This window comes from Marinobacter sp. (genome assembly GCF_033722195.1).
Lineage (GTDB): Bacteria > Pseudomonadota > Gammaproteobacteria > Pseudomonadales > Oleiphilaceae > Marinobacter.
Window position 1 is genome coordinate 38529 of record NZ_JAWVZL010000006.1, and the last position, 18451, is coordinate 56979.

Here is an 18451-nt window from a genome sequence, read left to right on the forward strand (position 1 = left end):
AGCCTGCGGCACTATTCAAGCACGAAGGTGGCGCTGACGCTGACCTGGACCTCCCGCGGGCCGATGGAAGACACTGACATGCCGGTATCCCGGGCCTCGGACATCATCATGGGCATGGGCCGCCCGCCATCATTGATATTCAGGGATTTGACCTCGCCGCAGTCCATGTCCATTTCCGCCGCGACGAACTGGCATTGGGCCCGGGCGTCCGCCAGCGCCCGGGCCAGCGCCTGGCGCCGGAACTCGGCTTCATCGGAGTGATAGAACTGGTGCGGGCCCAGATGGTATTCCATGCCAAGGTCCTGGGCGGTGGCGATCAACGGATTCAGCAGTTCCAGCTCATCGGTGCTGAACGAGACGGTCTGGGAGGCGACGGCGCTCTGGTCCGGGGCCTGATCGTCCCTGTCCACCGGCAGATGCCGGGTGTAGAGATTGACGGTGGCGTCACTGTAGTCGTCCAGGTCGTCCCGGTAGGACTCGATGGCCTGGTTCCATTGGGCGAGGGTCTTGCTGACCTGTTCGGTGGCGGTCTCGGCATCGGGGTGCTCGGCACTGGCGGTGAACTGCAGGCGAACGCTGTCAGGGGTATACTGCACTGAGCCCTGGCCGGTCAGGCTGACTTCGCCCGCCAGCAGCAGGGGTGAGAAGGCAAGCGTCCACGCAGCAGCGCTGGTGGTGAAGAAACGACGACTCGCAAAGCGGGGCATAAAGCGTCTCCATGCTGGTACACGATCAACAGATAAGGTTAACCGGTCGCGAGCGGGCAGTACTGCGCCGGCTCACCGGATCCGACCCACACTATGTGACAACCCGGGATGAACTTAAAGCCTGGGTCGATCGCCACCTCCAGGACCGGCCCCGGGACGAGCGGACGGTGAGCCTTCTCAAGGACCTTCTGCGTCGTCATCTGCCGCTCTGACCCGGCTGTCGTTCGGGTAGCGGCCCTCCAGCCGGGCCAGTTTCAGCTCCCGTGCGGCGTCCACCAGACAGCCGAACAGGCGGCGGTGGAGCGGATGGTACAGCAGATATTCCGGGTGCCATTGCACCCCCATCAGCCACTGGCCCTGGGTATTCTCGATGGCCTGAACGAACAGGTCGTTGTCGATGGCCACTACCCGCAGGTGCCGACCCAGCTGCTTGATGGCCTGGCTGTGAATGCGGTTGGCGCCAATGCTGGGACCCAGCATCACGCTGGCCAGACGGGTGCCCCTCACCACCCGCACGGTCTGCAGCGGCAGCAACAGTGGACGGTGACGGGTGTTGACCCGCAGCGGGGTGACGTTCTGGCACAGCGAGCCGCCGCGGAAGATGTTGATCAGCTGGGCGCCCCGGCAGATGCCCAGGACCGGCAACCCGAGGGCCTCGGCCTGACCCAGCAACTCCCAGTCGGTCGTGTCCCGCTGCTCGTCATAGCGGGCGGTGACCTCCGGTTTCTGGCCAAAGTGGCTGGGGTGGACGTGGGTTCCGCCTGCGAACACCAGGCCGTCCAGCAGCGACACGTCCACCCGGCTACCGGGCCGGATGTAGAGTGTGCGGGCCCCGTGCATCCGCAACCCAAGGCTGATCAGCCGGTGGGTGAGGCGGCGGCGGGACGGGCCGGAAATCCCAATGGTCAGGCCCGGTATATCCGGTGCCTCGTGATCCTGTTCAGACATATCCCTTGCTTTCCAGCCAGCGGTGGCAGTGATCTTTCCAACTGCGGGTAAGGTTGCCGAAACTCAGTTTGCGGCTGTCCCTGAACAGCATGGTGAGTTCCTGCAGATCGGCGGCGTTGTCCGCCAGTTGCTCCAGCACCACCCAGTCGTTCCAGACCGTGGAGAAGTGCCACCGAGGATTGTCAATGTCACAGTCCGGCAACCGGTAATGCAGGGTGGGACGGGCCTTGATGCGGGGGTCCTGGACATGCTGGCGCAGCAGGTCGTCGTTCAGGTGGGAGAACAGCGGCAGCAGATCCAGGGCCCGGTTGCGGGTTGGGTTGTCCCGCAGGTAATCCTCCATCAGGGTCACCATGTCTGGCTCGTAGTCCTCCGCTATCAGCACGTCAACGTAGTCGCTGTGCCAGGGCTCGATGTAGGTGGTGAACTTGCGACTCAGGTCCAGTTGGTGCCGGGACTTCAGCCAGTCGTAAAGGGCGGCAAAGGCCCTCAGGTAACGCACCAGGGTGTCCGGTTCCAGGTCCGGCAGTTCCGGATTGAGCTGCAGCCCGAAGGCATAGAGGATGGCCTCCCGGCTGCCCACGGCGCCGGCCTCACGAAGCCGGTTGCAGAGTACTTCGATCTGTTCCAGTTCCGACAGGGGCATTGGCGGGCTGATGATCTCCAGCGGCACGATCATCTCGGCGGCGGCATCGATGAGATCCATGGCGTGGCCGCCCAGCTCCCGCACCGATTCCGGCAGGCGTTCATCCCGGAGATCGAGATCCTTCACCGGTTCGGAGTCCAGCTCTACCACGAATTCGCCAACCGGGGCGTCAATGGTGCTGACAAAACGGGAAACCTCCCGGGCCTTGCCGGCGAGCAGGTCCGCCGCCAGGGCCACCAGCTTGTGGTACTTCAGACCGGAAATCTCGATCTCGACGCCAACCCGGCGCTCGTCACCCGACGCTGTGTACTGGCGTCGGGGCATCTTGCAGGCTCCACTGCCGTCCATCGATACATCCCCCTGAAAAACTGACTTTTACCCTACCACAATCACCCGCGTATGCGGCAGGCCGCCGCCTGTGGGGCAGGGTTGGAGATGGGCTTTACACTGGATAAAACACTGTATATATTTACCCTACTGTATATAAAGACAGGATACGGACATGAAGCTGACCGCACGACAGACCCAGGTACTGGACATTATCCGTCGCAACCTGGAAGAGACCGGCTATCCCCCCACCCGGGCGGAAATCGCCGCCGAGCTTGGCTTCAAATCAGCCAACGCCGCCGAGGAGCATCTGCGCGCCCTGGCCCGCAAAGGCGCCATCGAGATGGTGCCCGGTGCCAGCCGGGGTATCCGGCTGCCGGAGGCGGAAGCCGATCTGGGTCTTCCGGTGATCGGCCAGGTGGCGGCCGGCAGTCCCATCCTGGCGCAGGAGCACATCGAGGATCATTGCAGCCTGCAGCCGGAATTCTTCTCGCCGTCGGCGGACTACCTGCTGCGGGTACGCGGCATGAGCATGAAGAACATCGGCATCCTGGACGGTGACCTGCTGGCGGTGCACCGGACCCAGGACGTTCACAACGGCCAGGTGGTGGTGGCTCGGGTCGGCGAGGATGTCACCGTCAAGCGATACCGTCGTGACGGCACCAGAGTCCTGCTGATCGCCGAGAACGAAGAATTCGAACCCATTGAGGTGGACCTGCGTGAGCAGGAGCTGGTGATCGAGGGTCTGGGTGTTGGCGTCATCCGGCGCTCCGATCTGCACTGAGCATCCCGGCCAGTAACCATCATTACGACTGCGGCGCGGTCGACAGGTATACGAGGGCACCATGGAACAACTGAGCTTCAACCAGAATCTGGCCTACGCGCCAGTCAGTCACGACAGCATCCGGTCAGGTCGGGAAGCGCGGGTGATCGGTTCGGTCAGTATCGGAACCAGTGCTGCCGTTGAACGCCAGGGTCAGGCTGTACGTCTGCCGGAATCGGGGGAAGGCGGTGGCAGCACGGAGGCCGTCACCGGTAACGTCACCGAGATCATCCTGCCGGCCGGTCAGGTGGAGAACTTCCAGTTGCTGCTGCCGATGCTGACCCAACTGAACCAGGAGCGGCGCTGGCTGGCCTGGATCGATCCGCCCCAGGCGCTGGTAAACAAGTGGCAGACCATGCGGGGTATTATCGCCGGGGAAATTCTGGTGCTGCGCTCTTCCGAGCAGCATCCGGCCCTGGACTTGGGGCAGCGCGCGCTCAGCGCCGGCACTTGCCACGCGGTGGTGATGTGGACCGGTAAACTGGGTCGGCAGGCATTCCAGTCCCTGCAGCAGGCGTCTGCGGCCGGCAACAGTCACGGCGTGGTACTGCGCCAGCGCTAGAACGCGCCTGAGAAGTGTCCGGGCCGGCCTTTGGCGTCAGGGCCTGTCCGGTTTTCCGAAACGATCGACAGTATCGGGTCAGTGCAGGGTGTGGGAGCGGCGACGCTCAACCCGGTCGGACTCGTCCTCTTCCCAGTCGATATCGTGGGCGACGTTGCCCACCGCCTCAATGCCGGCCGCGATCATGGCCTTGGCGACACTCAGCTCCCGGTCGTCCATCATGTCACGGGCTTCGCTTGAGAAGGAGATCCGTACCAGCGGCGAGGCCTCGTCGTCGTCGATGCGGCGCAGGGCGTAGTCACCATCCTTCAGCTGCACGATTTCAAAAAAAGATGCGGACATGTAGATAGCCTTTGTCAGTCGGGCGTCGTGCCCGTTAAGAATGAATACGTCGAATTCCGTCCGGCGCCGGTAAAGTCTCCGGCTACCATTCCTCGTGGCGTTCAGCCAGGTCTGCCAGAAACACTTTCATGCCTGCCAGTGTGCGTTCCAGGGCTTCCGGCGAGCGCTCGGGGCCGGTATCCACGGCCACCGCAATGATGTTGTCGTCGGAGACCGTCTTTTTCTTCGCCGGTGGCCGTGACTGGTGGACCGCCAGCTGCTCCAGGTGGTTCCACCAGCTGCCGGCCTGGTTTTCCAGCTCCGCCAGTGCCCGGCTGTCGGTGGCCTCGGCACCGATCAGTGCCTGCAGCTCCGCCAGGTTCGACGGTCGCTGGTGCTTGTGCTGGTAATAGTTGGCCAGCAGGGCCAGCAGCGTTTGGCGTGCCCTCAATGCCAGTTCGATGCAGCCTTGCAGATGCGCCTCATGGGCCGGGCCGGGCTGCTCCGGGCGCTGCCTGAGCAGGGTTTGGGCCAGGAAAAGCTTCTGCGACGCCAGGGTGTGCCACTCGGATGCCATGCTGTGCCTCGTCTTTCAATCCGGCGTTGATTGTATCAGCTTTGGCCACCAATTTCGCCGGCTTTGACGCTATACTGGCGGCTCATCGCGGCAAGAGAACTGTCACATGGCCCAGCCCCTGGAACGACTCGACAACCTCATCGACCAGCTTCGCAACGCCATCGCCCAGGACCGCTGGGAGGCGGTGGCTCAACTCGCAGCGCAGGTCCAGCCTGCCATCGAGCCGGTCATGGCCGAACTGGCGGCGGGGGACACTGACCCCGGCGTGGTGCAGGAGCGGCTCACCGAACTGCAGTCCCTGTGCGACCAGGCCCAGACCGGCGCCGAGGGTTATCGTGCCGAGGCGCTGGCAGCCCTCAAGGGGCTCAGCCGAACCCGCGCCGCCGCCCGTAGCTATGAGGATGTGTCGTCCCGCCGCAACGGCTAGCAGGTCGTTAACCGAGTCGGACGGCCGCTTCTTGGGCTCCACAGTCCCGTCGGTTTCTGTTGACTGGCAGAATTGGTAGGCTTGAGCGTCAGGAAATTGACTCGGGCTTTCTAACCGTCTTAAATACCGCACAGACTGCACCATGAACTTTGGGTAATGCCCAAAATCGGGAACGGCCACCGCCATTGCCCGGCTGCTGTTGAGCCGGGTCGTCATGTTCGGACAAGAGATTCAACTGAATGTCGAAAAACAATCGGGTGCTGGTCATCAGCCAGGACCAGACGCGCCGCCGCGATCTTGCCGTTATTCTGGAGTTTATCGGTGAAGAGGTGATCGCCAGCGCTCAGCAACCTGAGGGTGTTTTCGCCGGCGACGCCGCCAGCGAACTGGCCGACGTCTCCCTGGCGGTGGTGAACGGCGAGGAGCCGGGCGCTGCGGGCAGCATACAGGCCATTGTCCGGACCGATCCGGGGATTCCGGTTTTGCTGCTGGGGGATCCCGACTTGAAGGGGCTGAGCGAAGAAGAGCTCAGCCGCGTCATTGCGAGACTCCGTTGGCCGCTCAACTACACCAAATTCGTGGATTCCGTGTACCGCGCCCAGGTGTTCCGGGATCAGGTCAGCCGGTCTCACAGCCGCGGCCAGCAACGCGGTATCCAGCTCTTCCGCAGCCTGGTGGGCACCAGCCGCAGTGTGTTCCATGTGCGCCAGCTCATGGAGCAGGTGGCGGACAAGGAGGTCAGCGTACTGATTACCGGTGAATCCGGCACCGGCAAGGAAGTGGTGGCCCGCAATCTGCATTACCACTCAAGCCGCCGCGAGAAGCCCTTTGTGCCGGTCAACTGCGGCGCCATTCCCGCCGAATTGCTGGAGAGCGAGCTTTTCGGCCACGAGAAAGGCGCCTTTACCGGAGCCATTACCGCCCGGGTAGGGCGCTTCGAGATGGCCGAGGGCGGCACCCTGTTTCTTGATGAGATCGGGGACATGCCCCTGAACATGCAGGTCAAGATCCTTCGGGTCCTGCAGGAAAAAACCTACGAGCGGGTGGGCAGCAACCGTACCCAGAGTGCCGATGTGCGGGTGGTGGCAGCCACCCACAAGAACCTGGAGGAGATGATCAGCGCCGGGGAGTTCCGGGAAGACCTCTACTACCGTCTCAACGTGTTCCCCATTGAGATGCCACCGCTACGGGAGCGGGTGGAGGATCTGCCGCTGCTGATCAACGAGCTCATTGCCCGGATGGAGAAGGAGAAGCGTGGCTCCATCCGGCTCAATTCCGCCGCCATCATGAGCCTGTGCCGCCACGACTGGCCGGGCAATGTGCGGGAGCTGGCGAACCTGATCGAGCGCCTGGCCATTATGCATCCCTACGGCGTCATCGGTGTCCAGGAGCTGCCCAAGAAATTCCGCTACGTGGACGATCTGGACGAGAACCGGCCGTTGGAGGATGTGGGCATGCCCTCGGGTATCCCCGGTCTGGTGGGTCTGGATGCGCCCGCGCTGCTGCCGGTCAACGGCATCGACCTGAAGGACTACCTCGGCAACCTGGAAAAGCAGCTCATCCAGCAGGCCCTGGACGAGTCCGGTGGCGTGGTGGCACGGGCCGCGGAGAAGCTGCGTATCCGCCGTACTACGCTGGTGGAGAAGGTCCGCAAGTACGGTCTGCGGGAAGACGAGGGCGGCGAAGGCTGACCCCTCCGGCGGCCCCGGCGACGCGTCAAGTAACTGGTGACGGGGCCGCCCGGGCCGGTTTCCCACCGACGGAAAACCGTCACATCCCCCTCCGTTGTTTTTCTTACCTACTGAATTAAAACGATAAAAAATTTCTGGCACGGCTTTGGCTTTAGTGCTCCCAGATGAATTTCACAGTGGCGGCGAGAGACCGTCACGGTTGTCAGGGGGCACCATGAACCAGAGCCAGACTGTCGTGAAACCGGCCCGTGTCGGCATTGCGCCAAACCGGGATGCAGCCGCGGACGCCAACCACAAGGTCACCGCCCTGTTCCCGCAGCAGCGGGAAGGGGAGGCTGTGGACAGCGCCCTGGAGCTGTTCAACCAGATGTCTCGACAGATCACCGACTCCTACCGCACCCTGGAATCCCGGGTCAACCAGCTGTCCGGCGAGCTCTCGGCCGAGTGCCGTCAGCGCCAGCACGAGCTGGAGGAGAAGGAGCGGCTGGCGGATCGGCTGTCCACCCTGCTGGCAGTCATGCCGGCCGGTGTGGTGGTGCTGGACAGCCAGGGGGTGGTCAGCCAGACCAACCCAGCCGCGGTCAGTCTTCTCGGTGAGCCGCTGGACGGCGAGCGCTGGGTGGACGTGATCCGCCGCTGCTTCGCACCCCGCCGGGACGATGGCCACGAAGTGTCCCTCAAGGACGGCCGCCGGGTGAGCATCGAGATCCGGTCGATGGAGAACGAGCCGGGTCAGTTGATCCTGCTCACCGACCTGACCGAGACCCGCCAGCTCCAGGCCCAGCTTTCCCATGCCCAGCGACTGTCGGCCATGGGTAAGATGGTGGCCTCCCTGGCCCACCAGATCCGCACCCCGCTGTCCGCCGCCATTCTTTACGGTGGCCACCTGTGCCAGACCGACCTGGAAGAGGAAATGCGCCAGCGCTGCGCCACCCGCCTGATGTCGCGGCTGACCCATCTGGAGCAGCAGGTGCGGGATATGCTGATTTTCGCCCGCGGCGAGACCCGGCTGGCGGAGGAGCTGTCTTCGGCTTCCCTGCTGGCTGCCCTGGAGTCGGCGGTGGAGGGCCTGAGTGTGGCCAGCCACCAGCGGGTAACGTTGGAAGGGCCGGGCCGGGAAGTGTTTCTGATGTGCAACCGTGAGGCCCTGGTGGGCGCCTGCCTGAACCTGGTCAACAACGGCCTGGAAGCCGGTGCATCCGAGGTCCGCGTCACCCTGGCGGTGACCGGCCAGAGTCTCGAGATCCAGGTTCGGGACAACGGCCCGGGCTTTGACCCGGCGCAACGCTCGCAGCTGCTGGAAGCCTTCTATACCACCAAGTCCCACGGCACCGGCCTAGGCCTTGCGGTGGTGCAGGCGGTGGTGAAAGCCCACAACGGTGAATTCGATATCCAGGCGCCGGAGGCCGGGGGCACCCGGGCTCTGGTGCGGCTGCCGCTGGTGACACGCAGCGGCAAGAACGATTGATAGGTGGAGGTAATCATGGCCAGGCCCCAGATCCTGATTGTTGAAGACGACCGCGACCTGCGCGAAGCGCTGGTGACCACGCTGGAACTGGCGAAATTCCGGGTCCGTGAAGCCGATTGCGCGGAGCAGGCCCTGCTGCGCCTGGCGGAAGCACCGGTGGATATGGTGGTCAGCGACGTCAACATGCCGGGCCTGTCGGGTCATGAGCTGCTGGCGGAAGTCCAGCGCCAGTATCCGGGCCTTCCGATGATGCTGATCACCGCCTATGGCCAGATCTCCCAGGCGGTGTCCGCCATGCAGGCGGGCGCCATCGATTACCTGGTCAAGCCCTTTGAGCCTGCGGTGCTGGTGGACGCAGTGAGCCGGGTCACCGGCGGCGACCGCCAGGGCAAGGCCGACGCGCCGGTGGCGGAAGACCCCATCAGCCAGCGCATGTTCCAGCTCGCCCGCAAGGTGGCCGGCAGCGATTCCACGGTGATGATTTCCGGTGAGAGTGGAACCGGCAAGGAGGTGCTGGCCCGCTATATCCACCAGCAGTCGCCCCGGGCCGATCAGCCCTTCGTCGCCATAAACTGTGCGGCCATCCCCGAGAACATGCTGGAGGCCATCCTGTTCGGTCATGAGAAAGGCGCCTTCACCGGTGCCCACGCCTCGGCACCGGGCAAGTTCGAGCAGGCCAATGGCGGCACGCTACTGCTGGACGAGATCTCAGAAATGGACCTGAGCCTGCAGTCCAAACTGCTGCGGGTGCTGCAGGAGCGGGAAGTGGAGCGGGTTGGCGGCCGCAAGACCATCGCCCTGGATGTGCGGGTGCTGGCCACCACCAACCGGGACCTGGCGGATTACGTCCGCGAGGGCAAATTCCGCGAAGACCTCTACTACCGCCTCAGCGTGTTCCCCATGCAGTGGCGCCCCCTGCGGGAACGGCCGCTGGACATCCTGCCCCTGGCCCATGCCTTGCTGAAACAGCACTGCCGCAAGATGAAACTCACCGGCGTGACGTTTGGCGCCGACGCCAAGGCTGCCCTCCAGGGCCACTCCTGGCCCGGCAACGTGCGGGAGCTGGACAACGCCATCCAGCGAGCGCTGGTACTGCATCAGGGCAACACCATCCAGGCCGAGGACCTGTGCCTGGAGCACGGCATCAGCGGACTGGTGAGCACGGCGCCCCAGGTGTCGGTGGCTGTGCCCGCGCCGGTGGCCGCGGAGGCGGTGGCGCCGGAGCCGGCCAGCCCCGAGCAGACGGTCTCCGCCGGGCCGGAATCCTCATCACTGGGTGACGAGATCCGCCAGCGGGAATTCCGCATCATCATCGACACCCTTCGCAACGAACGTGGCCGCCGTAACCGGGCTGCCGAGAAGCTGGGCATCAGCCCCCGCACCCTGCGCTACAAGCTGGCCCAGATGCGGGAATTCGGCATCGATCCGGACGTGGAACTGGCCATGGCCTGAGTCGGCCAGCTATTCAGGAACTCCTTCGTGCGGCACCTTCGGGTGCCGTTTTTTTAGCAGGAGGTCAGATGAAATTTTTTATGTGACCCCAAGTTCATCTGACCCCGCCCTCGCTCAATCGACCAGTCGGCGTCAAGACTTTGTCGCCAGGCCGCTCCCGCTGGCCCCATTAGTGCGCATATACCTGTAATTATTAATAAAAATAAATCTGGCCGTATTCTTGCTAAGACCTGTTCAGAGTCTTTGTGAGAATTACAGCGCCCGCTTTAAGGCGGGCCTGTCAGGAGAGTGAATCATGGTCGAACGTGCCGATATCAACAGCGTGCTTTCCGACATCCGGTCCCTGCGGGCGCAGATGATGCAGAACCAGCGGGTTGAGCAGGACAACGCCATCCAGGGTCGCATCGATCGTCCCGGCCGCGCCGAGTCCACCCGGGAGGTGCCGGGTTTCAGCGACATGCTCAGCCAGGCGGTCAACCAGGTGAACGACCTGCAGCAGACCGCCGGCGACCTGCGCACGGCCTATGAGAAAGGCGACCCCAATGTGGACATCACCCGGGTCATGATCGCCTCCCAGAAATCGTCTGTGTCCTTCGAAGCCCTGACCCAGGTTCGTAACCGGGTGGTACAGGCCTACGAAGACATCATGAACATGCCGGTTTAACAGCGGAGCTGAACCATGGCGAGTGTACCTGCCCCAACCACGTCCAATAACGCCGGTGACGACGACCAGACCAGTGGCCTGGAGAGTCGCAGCGACCTGTTCCTGGGCTTCAACCGGCTCACCCTGCTGCGCCAGATCGGCCTCATGGTGGGCCTGGCGGCCAGCGTGGCGCTGGGCGTCGCGGTGGTGCTCTGGGCCCAGGAGCCCAACTACCAGCCGGTGGTGGGGGACCTGTCCAGCTACAACCCGCAGGAAGTCACCGCCATCCTCGACCAGTCCGGCATCGAATACCGTATGGAGCCGCGCACCGGCGCTTTGCTGGTGCCTGCCGACCAGGTCTACAACGCCCGCCTGAAACTGGCGGCCCAGGGTGTCACCGATGAGCAGACCATCGGTTACGAGCTGCTGGACCAGGACCGTGGCCTGGGCACCTCCCAGTTCATGGAGAACATCAGCTTCCGCCGTGGCCTGGAGGGCGAACTGTCACGCACCATCGCCAGCATGAACAACGTCAAGGGTGCCCGGGTCCACCTGGCCATCCCGAAGGAGACGGTGTTTGTACGGGACGCCCGCGAGCCCACCGCCTCCGTGTTCCTGGAGGTCTTCGCCGGCCGTCGGCTGGCGGAAGAGCAGATTGCCGCCATCACCAATCTGGTGGCCGGCAGCGTGCCGCAGATGTCGAAGGAAAACGTCACCATTGTCGATCAGACCGGCAACCTGCTGAGCTCCCAGGACAAGAACGACGAGCGCTGGCGCATGCAGGACCAGTACGACTACAACGCCAAGGTGGAACAGCGCCTGGCCCAGCGCATTGCCGGCATCATCAACCCGATTGTGGGGGATGGCCGTTTCCGCGCCGAGGTGACCGCGGACCTGAATTTCTCTTCCGTGGAGCAGGCCGAGGAGCTGTTTAACCCCGGCCAGAAAGCGGTCCGAAGTGAGCGGGAAATGAGCGAGCAGCGGGTCGCCGGCGGCATGGGTGGTATTCCCGGCGCGCTGTCCAACCAGCCCCCGGGCGAGGCCACCGTACCGGAGGATGCCCAGCCGGTGGAAGGCGAGGAGGGCGCGGCCGCACCGCCACCGCCGGTGAACGTGCGCAACGAATCCACCCGCAACTATGAAATGGACCGCACCGTCAGCTATGTGCGCCAGGAGCAGGGCAAGATCGAACGCCTGACCGTGGCGGTGGCGGTGGACGACATGCGCACCGTGGATCCCCAGACCGGTGAGGTCAGCTACGAGCCCTGGCCCGAGGCCGAGCTGCAGCGCCTCACCATGCTGGTACGGGACGCCGTGGGCTATTCCGCCTCCCGGGGTGACAGCGTGACGGTCATGAACACCGCCTTCGCTCCCGAGCAGGCCATCGAATACCAGGAGCCGGCGTTCTGGGAGCAGGCGTGGTTCTGGGACCTGATGAAGCAGGTGCTGGCGGGGCTGGTGATTCTGGTGCTGGTACTGGGTCTTCTGCGGCCGACCCTGAAGAACCTCTCCGGCACCGCCCGTCAGGATCGTGAGCGGGCCCTGAGCGGCGACGGTTACGACGACCTGGAAGGCCTGGGCAGTGACGAGGCCCTGAAGAACGCCATGTCCGGCTCCGACGAGTTGCTTTTGCCGGGTGCCACAGACAGCTATGATAGACACTTGAATGCTTTGAAAGGTTTGATCGCCGAAGACCCGGCCCGGGTTGCCCAGGTGATGCGCCAGTGGGTGAATGTGGATGACTGACGAAAATACCGCAACACAGCAGGGCGATGCCCCCAAGAAGCTGCGGCGCAAGATCCCCCGGGTGGAGCAGGCGGCTATCCTGCTAATGTCCCTGGGTGAGTCCGATGCCGCCCAGATTCTCAAGCACATGGGCCCCAAGGAGGTCCAGCGGGTGGGTGTGGCCATGGCCCAGATGAAGGACGTCAGCAAGGATGACGTCGCCTTCGTCATGGACCAGTTCATCGACGCGGTCGGTGGCCAGACCGGCCTGGGGGTGGGCAACGACGAATACATTCGCGCCATGCTGACCCAGGCCCTGGGGGACGACAAGGCCGCCAGCCTGATCGACCGGATCCTGATCGGCGGCAACACCACCGGTCTGGACACCCTGAAGTGGATGGAGCCCCGTGCCGTGGGTGACATCATCCGCTACGAACACCCACAGATTCAGGCCATCGTCATTTCCTACCTGGACCCGGACCAGGCCGCCGAGATACTCGGCACCCTGGATGAAAAGGTGCGGCTGGACGTGATGATGCGTGTCGCCTCGCTGGAGAGCATCCAGCCCCAGGCCCTGCAGGAACTCAACGACATCCTGGAGAAACAGTTCTCCGGTGGCTCGGCGGCTCAGACCAGTCGCATCGGCGGCATCAAGCGGGCGGCGGACATCATGAACTTCATGGACCGCAGCATCGAAGGCAGCCTGATGGATTCCATCAAGGACATGGACCCGGATCTTGCAAGCACCATCGAGGATCTGATGTTCGTGTTCGACAACCTCAAGGACATCGACGACCGGGGTATCCAGGCGCTGCTGCGGGAAGTCTCCTCCGATGTGCTGGTGGTGGCTCTCAAGGGCTCCGATGACGCCGTCAAGGACAAGATCTTCCGCAACATGTCCAAGCGGGCAGCCGAGTTGCTGCAGGACGACCTGGAGGCCAAAGGTCCGGTTCGGGTCAGCGAAGTCGAGGCTGCCCAGAAAGACATCATCTCAGTCGCACGGCGTATGGCCGAGGCTGGTGAGATCACCCTCGGCGGCGCCGGGGAAGAAATGATGTAATGAAAAACCGCCGCAACCTTGATCGTATTCCCTCCGAAGAACTCACCGCCTACGAACGCTGGGAGTTGCCCCTGCTGGACCAGGAGGGCAATGAGGTCGGCCGCGAGGAAGAGCGCGACGTCAAACCGCTGACCGCCGCCGACATCGAGGAGATTCGCCAGGCGGCCTGGAACGATGGCCACGCCGAGGGCCGCGAGGCCGGCTACCAGGCCGGCCACGAGGAAGGCCGCAAGCAGGGTCACCAGGAGGGCTTCGAGAGCGGCCGGCAGGAGGGCCGCGACAGTGGCCGCAGCGAAGCGATGGAAGCCACCCGCGGCGATGTGGAGGCCGCCATCGGCCGCCTGGAGACCGTCATGGCCGAGCTGCTGGAGCCCATTGCCCGGCACCAGGAGGAAACCGAGGCCGCGTTGGTGAACCTTACCACGGTGCTCGCCCGGGCGGTGATTTTCCGGGAGCTCAGCATCGACTCCAGCCACATCCAGGCCATTGTCCGGCAGGCCATCGCCGGTCTGCCTTCCACTCGTGAAAATGTCCGTATCCGGGTCCATCCCGAAGACGCCGATTACCTCCGCCAGGCCGCCGGACGCTTCGAGGTGGAGGCCGCAGTGGTGGAGGACGACGCTATTCTCAAGGGTGGCTGCAAGGTGGAAACCCGCCACAGCCTGGTGGACTTTACCGTCGAGAAGCGCTTCCAGAAGGCCATCCAGGGCATGCTGGACCGCCAGCTGGCCAGTGACGACGCCGGCGACCACGGCGAGCTGGATGCCATGATGGGCGATCTCAGTGATTTCCACGGCGACCTGCTGGCCACGCCCTCCGAAACGGACGCGCCAGGCCGGGAGGAACCCGCTCAGGCCGATTCCGCTCAGAACAAGTCGAATCAGAACGAGCCGAATGAGCGTGATTCAGGCCGGGATGAGCCGGATCAGCGCGAACCGGATCAGGATGAGCCTGTTCAGAACGAACCGGGGGCCGGCCAGGGCGCCGACACGTCAGAGCCGGGAGATGACCATGACCAGTCCCCTGGCTGAGCGTCTCGCCCGCCTCGAGGATTACGTTCCCCGCCAACTGGAGCCGGAGCTGTCCGGACGGCTGACCCGCATGGTGGGCCTGACCCTGGAATGCGTTGGCTGCCCCATGGTGGTGGGCGACCGCTGCATGATCCAGGGCCAGGGTGTGGGTTCGGTGGAAGCCGAAGTGGTGGGTTTTGAGGATGAACGGGTCTACCTGATGCCGCTGACCGCCATCGAGGGCCTGAGGCCCGGGGCCCGGGTTGTGCCGGTCGCGGCTGCCAGCCGGGTACCGGTGGGGCCGGGCCTGCTGGGCCGGGTGGTCAACGGTACCGGCGAACCGCTGGACAACAAGGGCCCGCTGCAGGCCGAAGCCCAGGTGCCGCTATCCGGCGCCATCATCAACCCCCTGCACCGGGCGCCGGTGCGTCAGTCCATGGACGTGGGCATCCGCGCCATCAATTCCCTGCTCACCGTGGGCCAGGGCCAGCGGCTGGGCCTGTTCGCCGGCAGCGGCGTGGGCAAGAGCATGCTGCTGGGCATGATGACCCGGTTCACCGACGCCGATATCACCGTGGTGGGCCTGATAGGCGAGCGGGGCAGGGAGGTCAAGGAGTTCATCGAGGACATTCTCGGCGACGAGGGCCTGGACCGATCCGTGGTGGTGGCCTCGCCGGCGGACGATTCGCCGCTGATGCGGCTGCGGGCGGCCATGCTGACCACCCGCATTGCCGAATATTTCAGGGACCAGGGCAAGCGTGTGCTGCTGCTGATGGACTCCCTCACCCGCTATGCCCAGGCCCAGCGGGAAATCGCCCTAGCGGTTGGTGAGCCGCCAGCCACCAAGGGTTATCCGCCGTCGGTCTTTGCCAAGCTACCACAGCTGGTGGAGCGGACCGGTAACGGCAAGCCAGGTGGCGGCTCCATCACCGCCTTCTACACCGTCCTCACCGAGGGCGACGATCAGCAGGATCCCATAGCCGATGCCGCCCGGGCCATTCTGGATGGTCACATCGTGCTGTCGCGACGGCTGGCGGAGGAGGGCCACTACCCAGCCATCGACGTCGAGGCCTCGGTCAGCCGGGTCATGCCCCAGGTCACCGATCGGGAGCATTTCGGCCAGGCCCAGCGCTTCAAGCAGGTCTATGCGCGCTACCAGCAGGCCCGCGACCTGATCAGTGTGGGTGCCTACGTCAAGGGCTCGGACCCGGAAACCGATTTTGCGATCGAGCACATCGACGGTATGCGCGCTTTCCTGCGTCAGGACCTGGACGAAAGCGCACCCCTGGAGGCCAGCGTCGAGCGGCTACACCAGGTGGTGCCGGAGCGCCGCAAGGTCCGTCGGGGAGCCAGTGAGTGATGCTCAGGTCCAAGCGGCTGGAAGTGGTGCTGAAGCTTGAGCAACGCCGAGAGCAGGCGGCCCTGGATGCCATGACCGCCGCCCGCCAGAACCTGGAACAGCAGCAGCAACGCCTTGTCGAGCTGCGCAGTTACCAGGCCGATTACCGCAAGCAGATGCGCGCCAGCCAGCAGGGCGTTGTGTCCATTCCCAAACTGCAGGGCTGGCAGGCTTTCATTGTCCAGCTTGACCAGGTCATAACCCAGCAGGAGCGCCAGGTCAGCCAGGCCGAGAATCGCTTCGAGGCGGCCCGCAAGGGCTGGCAGCAGGCTTATGAGCGCCGTCGCGGCATGGAGCGTCATATCGAGACCTGCCGCCAGCAGGAAGAGCGCGAGCGGGACCAGCGAGAGCAGAAGCAGGCCGACGAGGCCGCGGGCCGCGCCTTTGCCCGGCGGCGCTGATGGCGACCGGTTCCGTTGCCAAAAGCCAATGCAATTTACCGTTCGTGAACTATCCTCTATCGTGTAGCCGCACATCTTGATATTCACTCTGCAGTCGCCAGCGACAGATCAACGGAGGACGCCGTATGGCTATCCAGACACGACGAAGTGAAGACGGGCGTACCCTGACCATCAAGATTGATGGCCGCTTTGATTTCAGCACCCACCAGTCGTTTCGCGATGCCTACGAGCATGGGGACCAGGAAGTCAGCGAATACGTCATCGACATGTCCGACACCACCTACCTGGACAGCTCCGCGCTGGGCATGTTGCTGCTGTTACGGGACTATGCCGGCGGTGATTCCGCCAATATCCGCATCGAGAACTGCAACAGCGATGTCCGCCGGATCCTGACCATTTCCAATTTCGAGCAGTTATTCGCCATCCGCTAGCCGGACTGGCCAGCGCCCAGGGAGGAGGCCTGTTTGGTGGACGACCCGCTGGATGAACACGGTCCCCTGCGTGTCCTGATCGCGGATGACAGCGACAGTGACCGCCTGATCCTGAAGACCATGGTGCGACGCCAGGGTCACCAGGTGATAGAAGCCCGGGACGGCCTCGAAGCGGTGGAGCAGTTTCGCAGCACCCGGCCCCAGATCGTCCTGCTGGACGTCATGATGCCCCGCATGGACGGCATGGAGGCGGCGCGCCAGATCAAGGCCCTGGCCGGCGAGACCCTGGTGCCCATCATTTTCCTGACCTCCCTGTCCGATGCCGATGCCCTGGCCCGCTGCCTGGAGTCCGGCGGCGACGATTTTCTCTCCAAGCCCTACAACCGGGTCATCATCGAGGCCAAGATCAACGCCTTCAACCGGATGCGGCTGATGCACCGTACCCTCAGCCGCCAGCGCGACCTTATCCACGACCGTAACCGGCAGTTGCTGGCCGAGCAGGAGGTGGCCAAGCGGGTGTTCGACAACGTCGCCCACACCGGCTGCCTGGACGCCAGCAATATCCGCTATCACGCCTCGCCGATGTCCATTTTCAACGGCGATGTGCTGTTTGCCTGCCCGCGGCCCTCTGGTGGCATGCACATCCTGATCGGCGACTTCACCGGCCACGGTCTGCCGGCGGCGATCGGCGCCATGCCGGTGGCGGAGATCTTCTACGGCATGACCAGCAAGGGCTTTGGCTGTGGCGACGTGCTGCGGGAGATCAACCAGAAACTCAAGCGCATACTGCCCGGCGGCATGTTCTGCTGCGCGCTCTTCATCGAGGCGGATTTTCACCTCAGTCATGTCCGGGTCTGGAACGGTGGCCTGCCGGACGGCTACCTGATCCGCCGCGACGGCGAACGCATTGCCTTGCCGTCCCGGCACCTGCCCCTCGGTGTGCTGGCGCCGGAGCGCTTCGCCGCCGAGGTGGACCATTTTCACACCGAGCCCGGCGATACCCTGCTGGTGGCCACCGACGGATTGCTGGAGGCGGAGAGCCCGGCCGGCGAGATGTTCGGCGAGGACCGCCTGCGCCTGGCCCTGGAGCGGGTGGGAGACAGCAGCGAGGCGCTGGATACTGTGATTGCCGCGGTGGGCGCCTTTACCGGCAACCAGCAGGTGCAGGACGACCTCACCATCGTGTCCATGACCATGGTGAGCGACGCCGCTATGGCGGATCTGCCCAAACGCCTGCCCCAATCGGCGCTGCGTGGGCCGGCCACCTGGCAGTGCGTGTACGAGATCAGCGAAACCACGCTGAACCATTTCAACCCCTTGCCCCTGCTGCTGCACATCTGCATGGAGGTGCCGGGGCTGAGACGGCGCAGCGGCGAAGTCTACACGCTGCTGTCTGAGCTCTACACCAACGCGCTGGAGCACGGCATCCTGAATCTGCCTTCGGAATGGAAAAATTCTCCCGAAGGCTTCGGGCGGTACTATGCTGAGAGAGAGCGCCGGCTGGCGGAGGTCAGCGGTCACCGCATCGCATTTACCCTGCAGCACACCATGACCGACGAGGGCGGCACCCTGCGAATGGTCTGCGAGGACTCCGGTGACGGCTTTGATCACGAGCACTGGCACCGCCAGAACGGGGGCAGTGCCCGCTATGCCGGCCGCGGTCTGGCTTTGCTTCGACAGCTGAGCGAGTCACTCACCTTCATGGGTAAGGGCAACCAGGTTGAAGTGATTTATCACTGGGATTTCAACGAGGGCCGGACCAGGGACTAGTGTCCTGTCTGGTAATCAGGCGGAATGCTAAGGAGTCAATTAGAGGCTCCCTAAGGTACGGCG

At 64.1% G+C, this 18451-nt stretch carries 19 protein-coding genes; 14 read left to right on the plus strand and 5 right to left on the minus strand.

Annotated features, from left to right (window positions below; translation table 11 throughout):
- Positions 1-11: 11 nt before the first annotated feature.
- The 3 genes from R3280_RS02345 to R3280_RS02355 all read right to left on the minus strand — a co-directional run bounded on the left by R3280_RS02345 (position 12) and on the right by R3280_RS02355 (position 2649).
- Entirely contained in the window at positions 12-707 is a 696-nt protein-coding gene (locus R3280_RS02345; RefSeq protein WP_318996970.1) for an SIMPL domain-containing protein, read from the minus strand.
- 177 nt (positions 708-884) lie between these two features.
- Positions 885-1655 carry a type 1 glutamine amidotransferase gene (locus R3280_RS02350; protein ID WP_318996971.1) on the minus strand — a complete coding sequence of 257 codons (771 nt, stop codon included), beginning with the start codon at positions 1653-1655 and terminating at the stop codon, positions 885-887.
- Positions 1648-2649 (minus strand): amidoligase family protein, encoded by a 1002-nt coding sequence (locus R3280_RS02355; protein ID WP_413468732.1) that lies wholly within the window; start codon positions 2647-2649, stop codon positions 1648-1650. Before R3280_RS02355 ends, R3280_RS02350 begins: the two co-directional genes overlap by 8 nt.
- A gap of 154 nt (positions 2650-2803) precedes the next feature.
- Between R3280_RS02355 and lexA the strand changes: the two genes are divergently transcribed.
- Together lexA and R3280_RS02365 are read left to right on the plus strand one after the other, a co-directional pair.
- On the plus strand, positions 2804-3412 hold the full coding sequence (lexA, locus tag R3280_RS02360; protein WP_318996973.1) for a transcriptional repressor LexA: 609 nt from the start codon (positions 2804-2806) through the stop codon (positions 3410-3412).
- Between the two features lie 61 nt (positions 3413-3473).
- A complete protein-coding gene (locus R3280_RS02365) occupies positions 3474-4013 on the plus strand; it encodes a cell division inhibitor SulA (RefSeq protein WP_318996974.1) in 540 nt (179 codons plus the stop codon).
- A 78-nt stretch (positions 4014-4091) separates the two neighbouring features.
- Here the strand turns inward: R3280_RS02365 and R3280_RS02370 are convergent, their stop codons facing one another.
- The gene (locus R3280_RS02370; protein ID WP_318996975.1) at positions 4092-4355 is read right to left on the minus strand and encodes a hypothetical protein; all 264 of its coding nucleotides are present in this window, start codon (positions 4353-4355) and stop codon (positions 4092-4094) included.
- An 82-nt stretch (positions 4356-4437) separates the two neighbouring features.
- Positions 4438-4911 carry a DUF6586 family protein gene (locus tag R3280_RS02375; protein WP_318996976.1) on the minus strand — a complete coding sequence of 158 codons (474 nt, stop codon included), beginning with the start codon at positions 4909-4911 and terminating at the stop codon, positions 4438-4440.
- A gap of 106 nt (positions 4912-5017) precedes the next feature.
- Between R3280_RS02375 and R3280_RS02380 the strand changes: the two genes are divergently transcribed.
- The 12 genes from R3280_RS02380 to R3280_RS02435 all read left to right on the plus strand — a co-directional run bounded on the left by R3280_RS02380 (position 5018) and on the right by R3280_RS02435 (position 18388).
- Entirely contained in the window at positions 5018-5338 is a 321-nt protein-coding gene (locus tag R3280_RS02380; RefSeq protein ID WP_318996977.1) for an SOS cell division inhibitor, read from the plus strand.
- 239 nt (positions 5339-5577) lie between these two features.
- Entirely contained in the window at positions 5578-7029 is a 1452-nt protein-coding gene (locus R3280_RS02385) for a sigma-54 dependent transcriptional regulator (protein WP_318996978.1), read from the plus strand.
- A gap of 214 nt (positions 7030-7243) precedes the next feature.
- Positions 7244-8497: a sensor histidine kinase gene (locus R3280_RS02390; protein WP_318996979.1), complete on the plus strand. Its 1254-nt coding sequence runs from the start codon at positions 7244-7246 to the stop codon at positions 8495-8497.
- A gap of 15 nt (positions 8498-8512) precedes the next feature.
- The gene (locus R3280_RS02395) at positions 8513-9949 is read left to right on the plus strand and encodes a sigma-54 dependent transcriptional regulator (RefSeq protein WP_318996980.1); all 1437 of its coding nucleotides are present in this window, start codon (positions 8513-8515) and stop codon (positions 9947-9949) included.
- 295 nt (positions 9950-10244) lie between these two features.
- Positions 10245-10613, plus strand: a complete 369-nt coding sequence (fliE, locus tag R3280_RS02400; RefSeq protein ID WP_318996981.1) for a flagellar hook-basal body complex protein FliE — start codon at positions 10245-10247, stop codon at positions 10611-10613.
- A gap of 15 nt (positions 10614-10628) precedes the next feature.
- Positions 10629-12338 (plus strand): flagellar basal-body MS-ring/collar protein FliF, encoded by a 1710-nt coding sequence (gene fliF / locus R3280_RS02405; RefSeq protein WP_318996982.1) that lies wholly within the window; start codon positions 10629-10631, stop codon positions 12336-12338.
- Entirely contained in the window at positions 12331-13377 is a 1047-nt protein-coding gene (gene fliG, locus R3280_RS02410) for a flagellar motor switch protein FliG (protein WP_318996983.1), read from the plus strand. Before fliF ends, fliG begins: the two co-directional genes overlap by 8 nt.
- Complete coding sequence (locus R3280_RS02415; protein ID WP_318996984.1) at positions 13377-14408, plus strand: flagellar assembly protein FliH; 1032 nt, start codon at positions 13377-13379, stop codon at positions 14406-14408. Before fliG ends, R3280_RS02415 begins: the two co-directional genes overlap by 1 nt.
- Entirely contained in the window at positions 14389-15747 is a 1359-nt protein-coding gene (gene fliI, locus R3280_RS02420; RefSeq protein WP_318996985.1) for a flagellar protein export ATPase FliI, read from the plus strand. The genes R3280_RS02415 and fliI overlap by 20 nt, the downstream gene beginning before the upstream one ends.
- On the plus strand, positions 15747-16187 hold the full coding sequence (gene fliJ / locus R3280_RS02425) for a flagellar export protein FliJ (protein WP_318996986.1): 441 nt from the start codon (positions 15747-15749) through the stop codon (positions 16185-16187). Before fliI ends, fliJ begins: the two co-directional genes overlap by 1 nt.
- A gap of 125 nt (positions 16188-16312) precedes the next feature.
- Entirely contained in the window at positions 16313-16618 is a 306-nt protein-coding gene (locus tag R3280_RS02430; RefSeq protein WP_318996987.1) for an STAS domain-containing protein, read from the plus strand.
- A gap of 36 nt (positions 16619-16654) precedes the next feature.
- Positions 16655-18388 (plus strand): SpoIIE family protein phosphatase, encoded by a 1734-nt coding sequence (locus tag R3280_RS02435; protein ID WP_318996988.1) that lies wholly within the window; start codon positions 16655-16657, stop codon positions 18386-18388.
- The last annotated feature ends 63 nt before the right edge of the window (positions 18389-18451 follow it).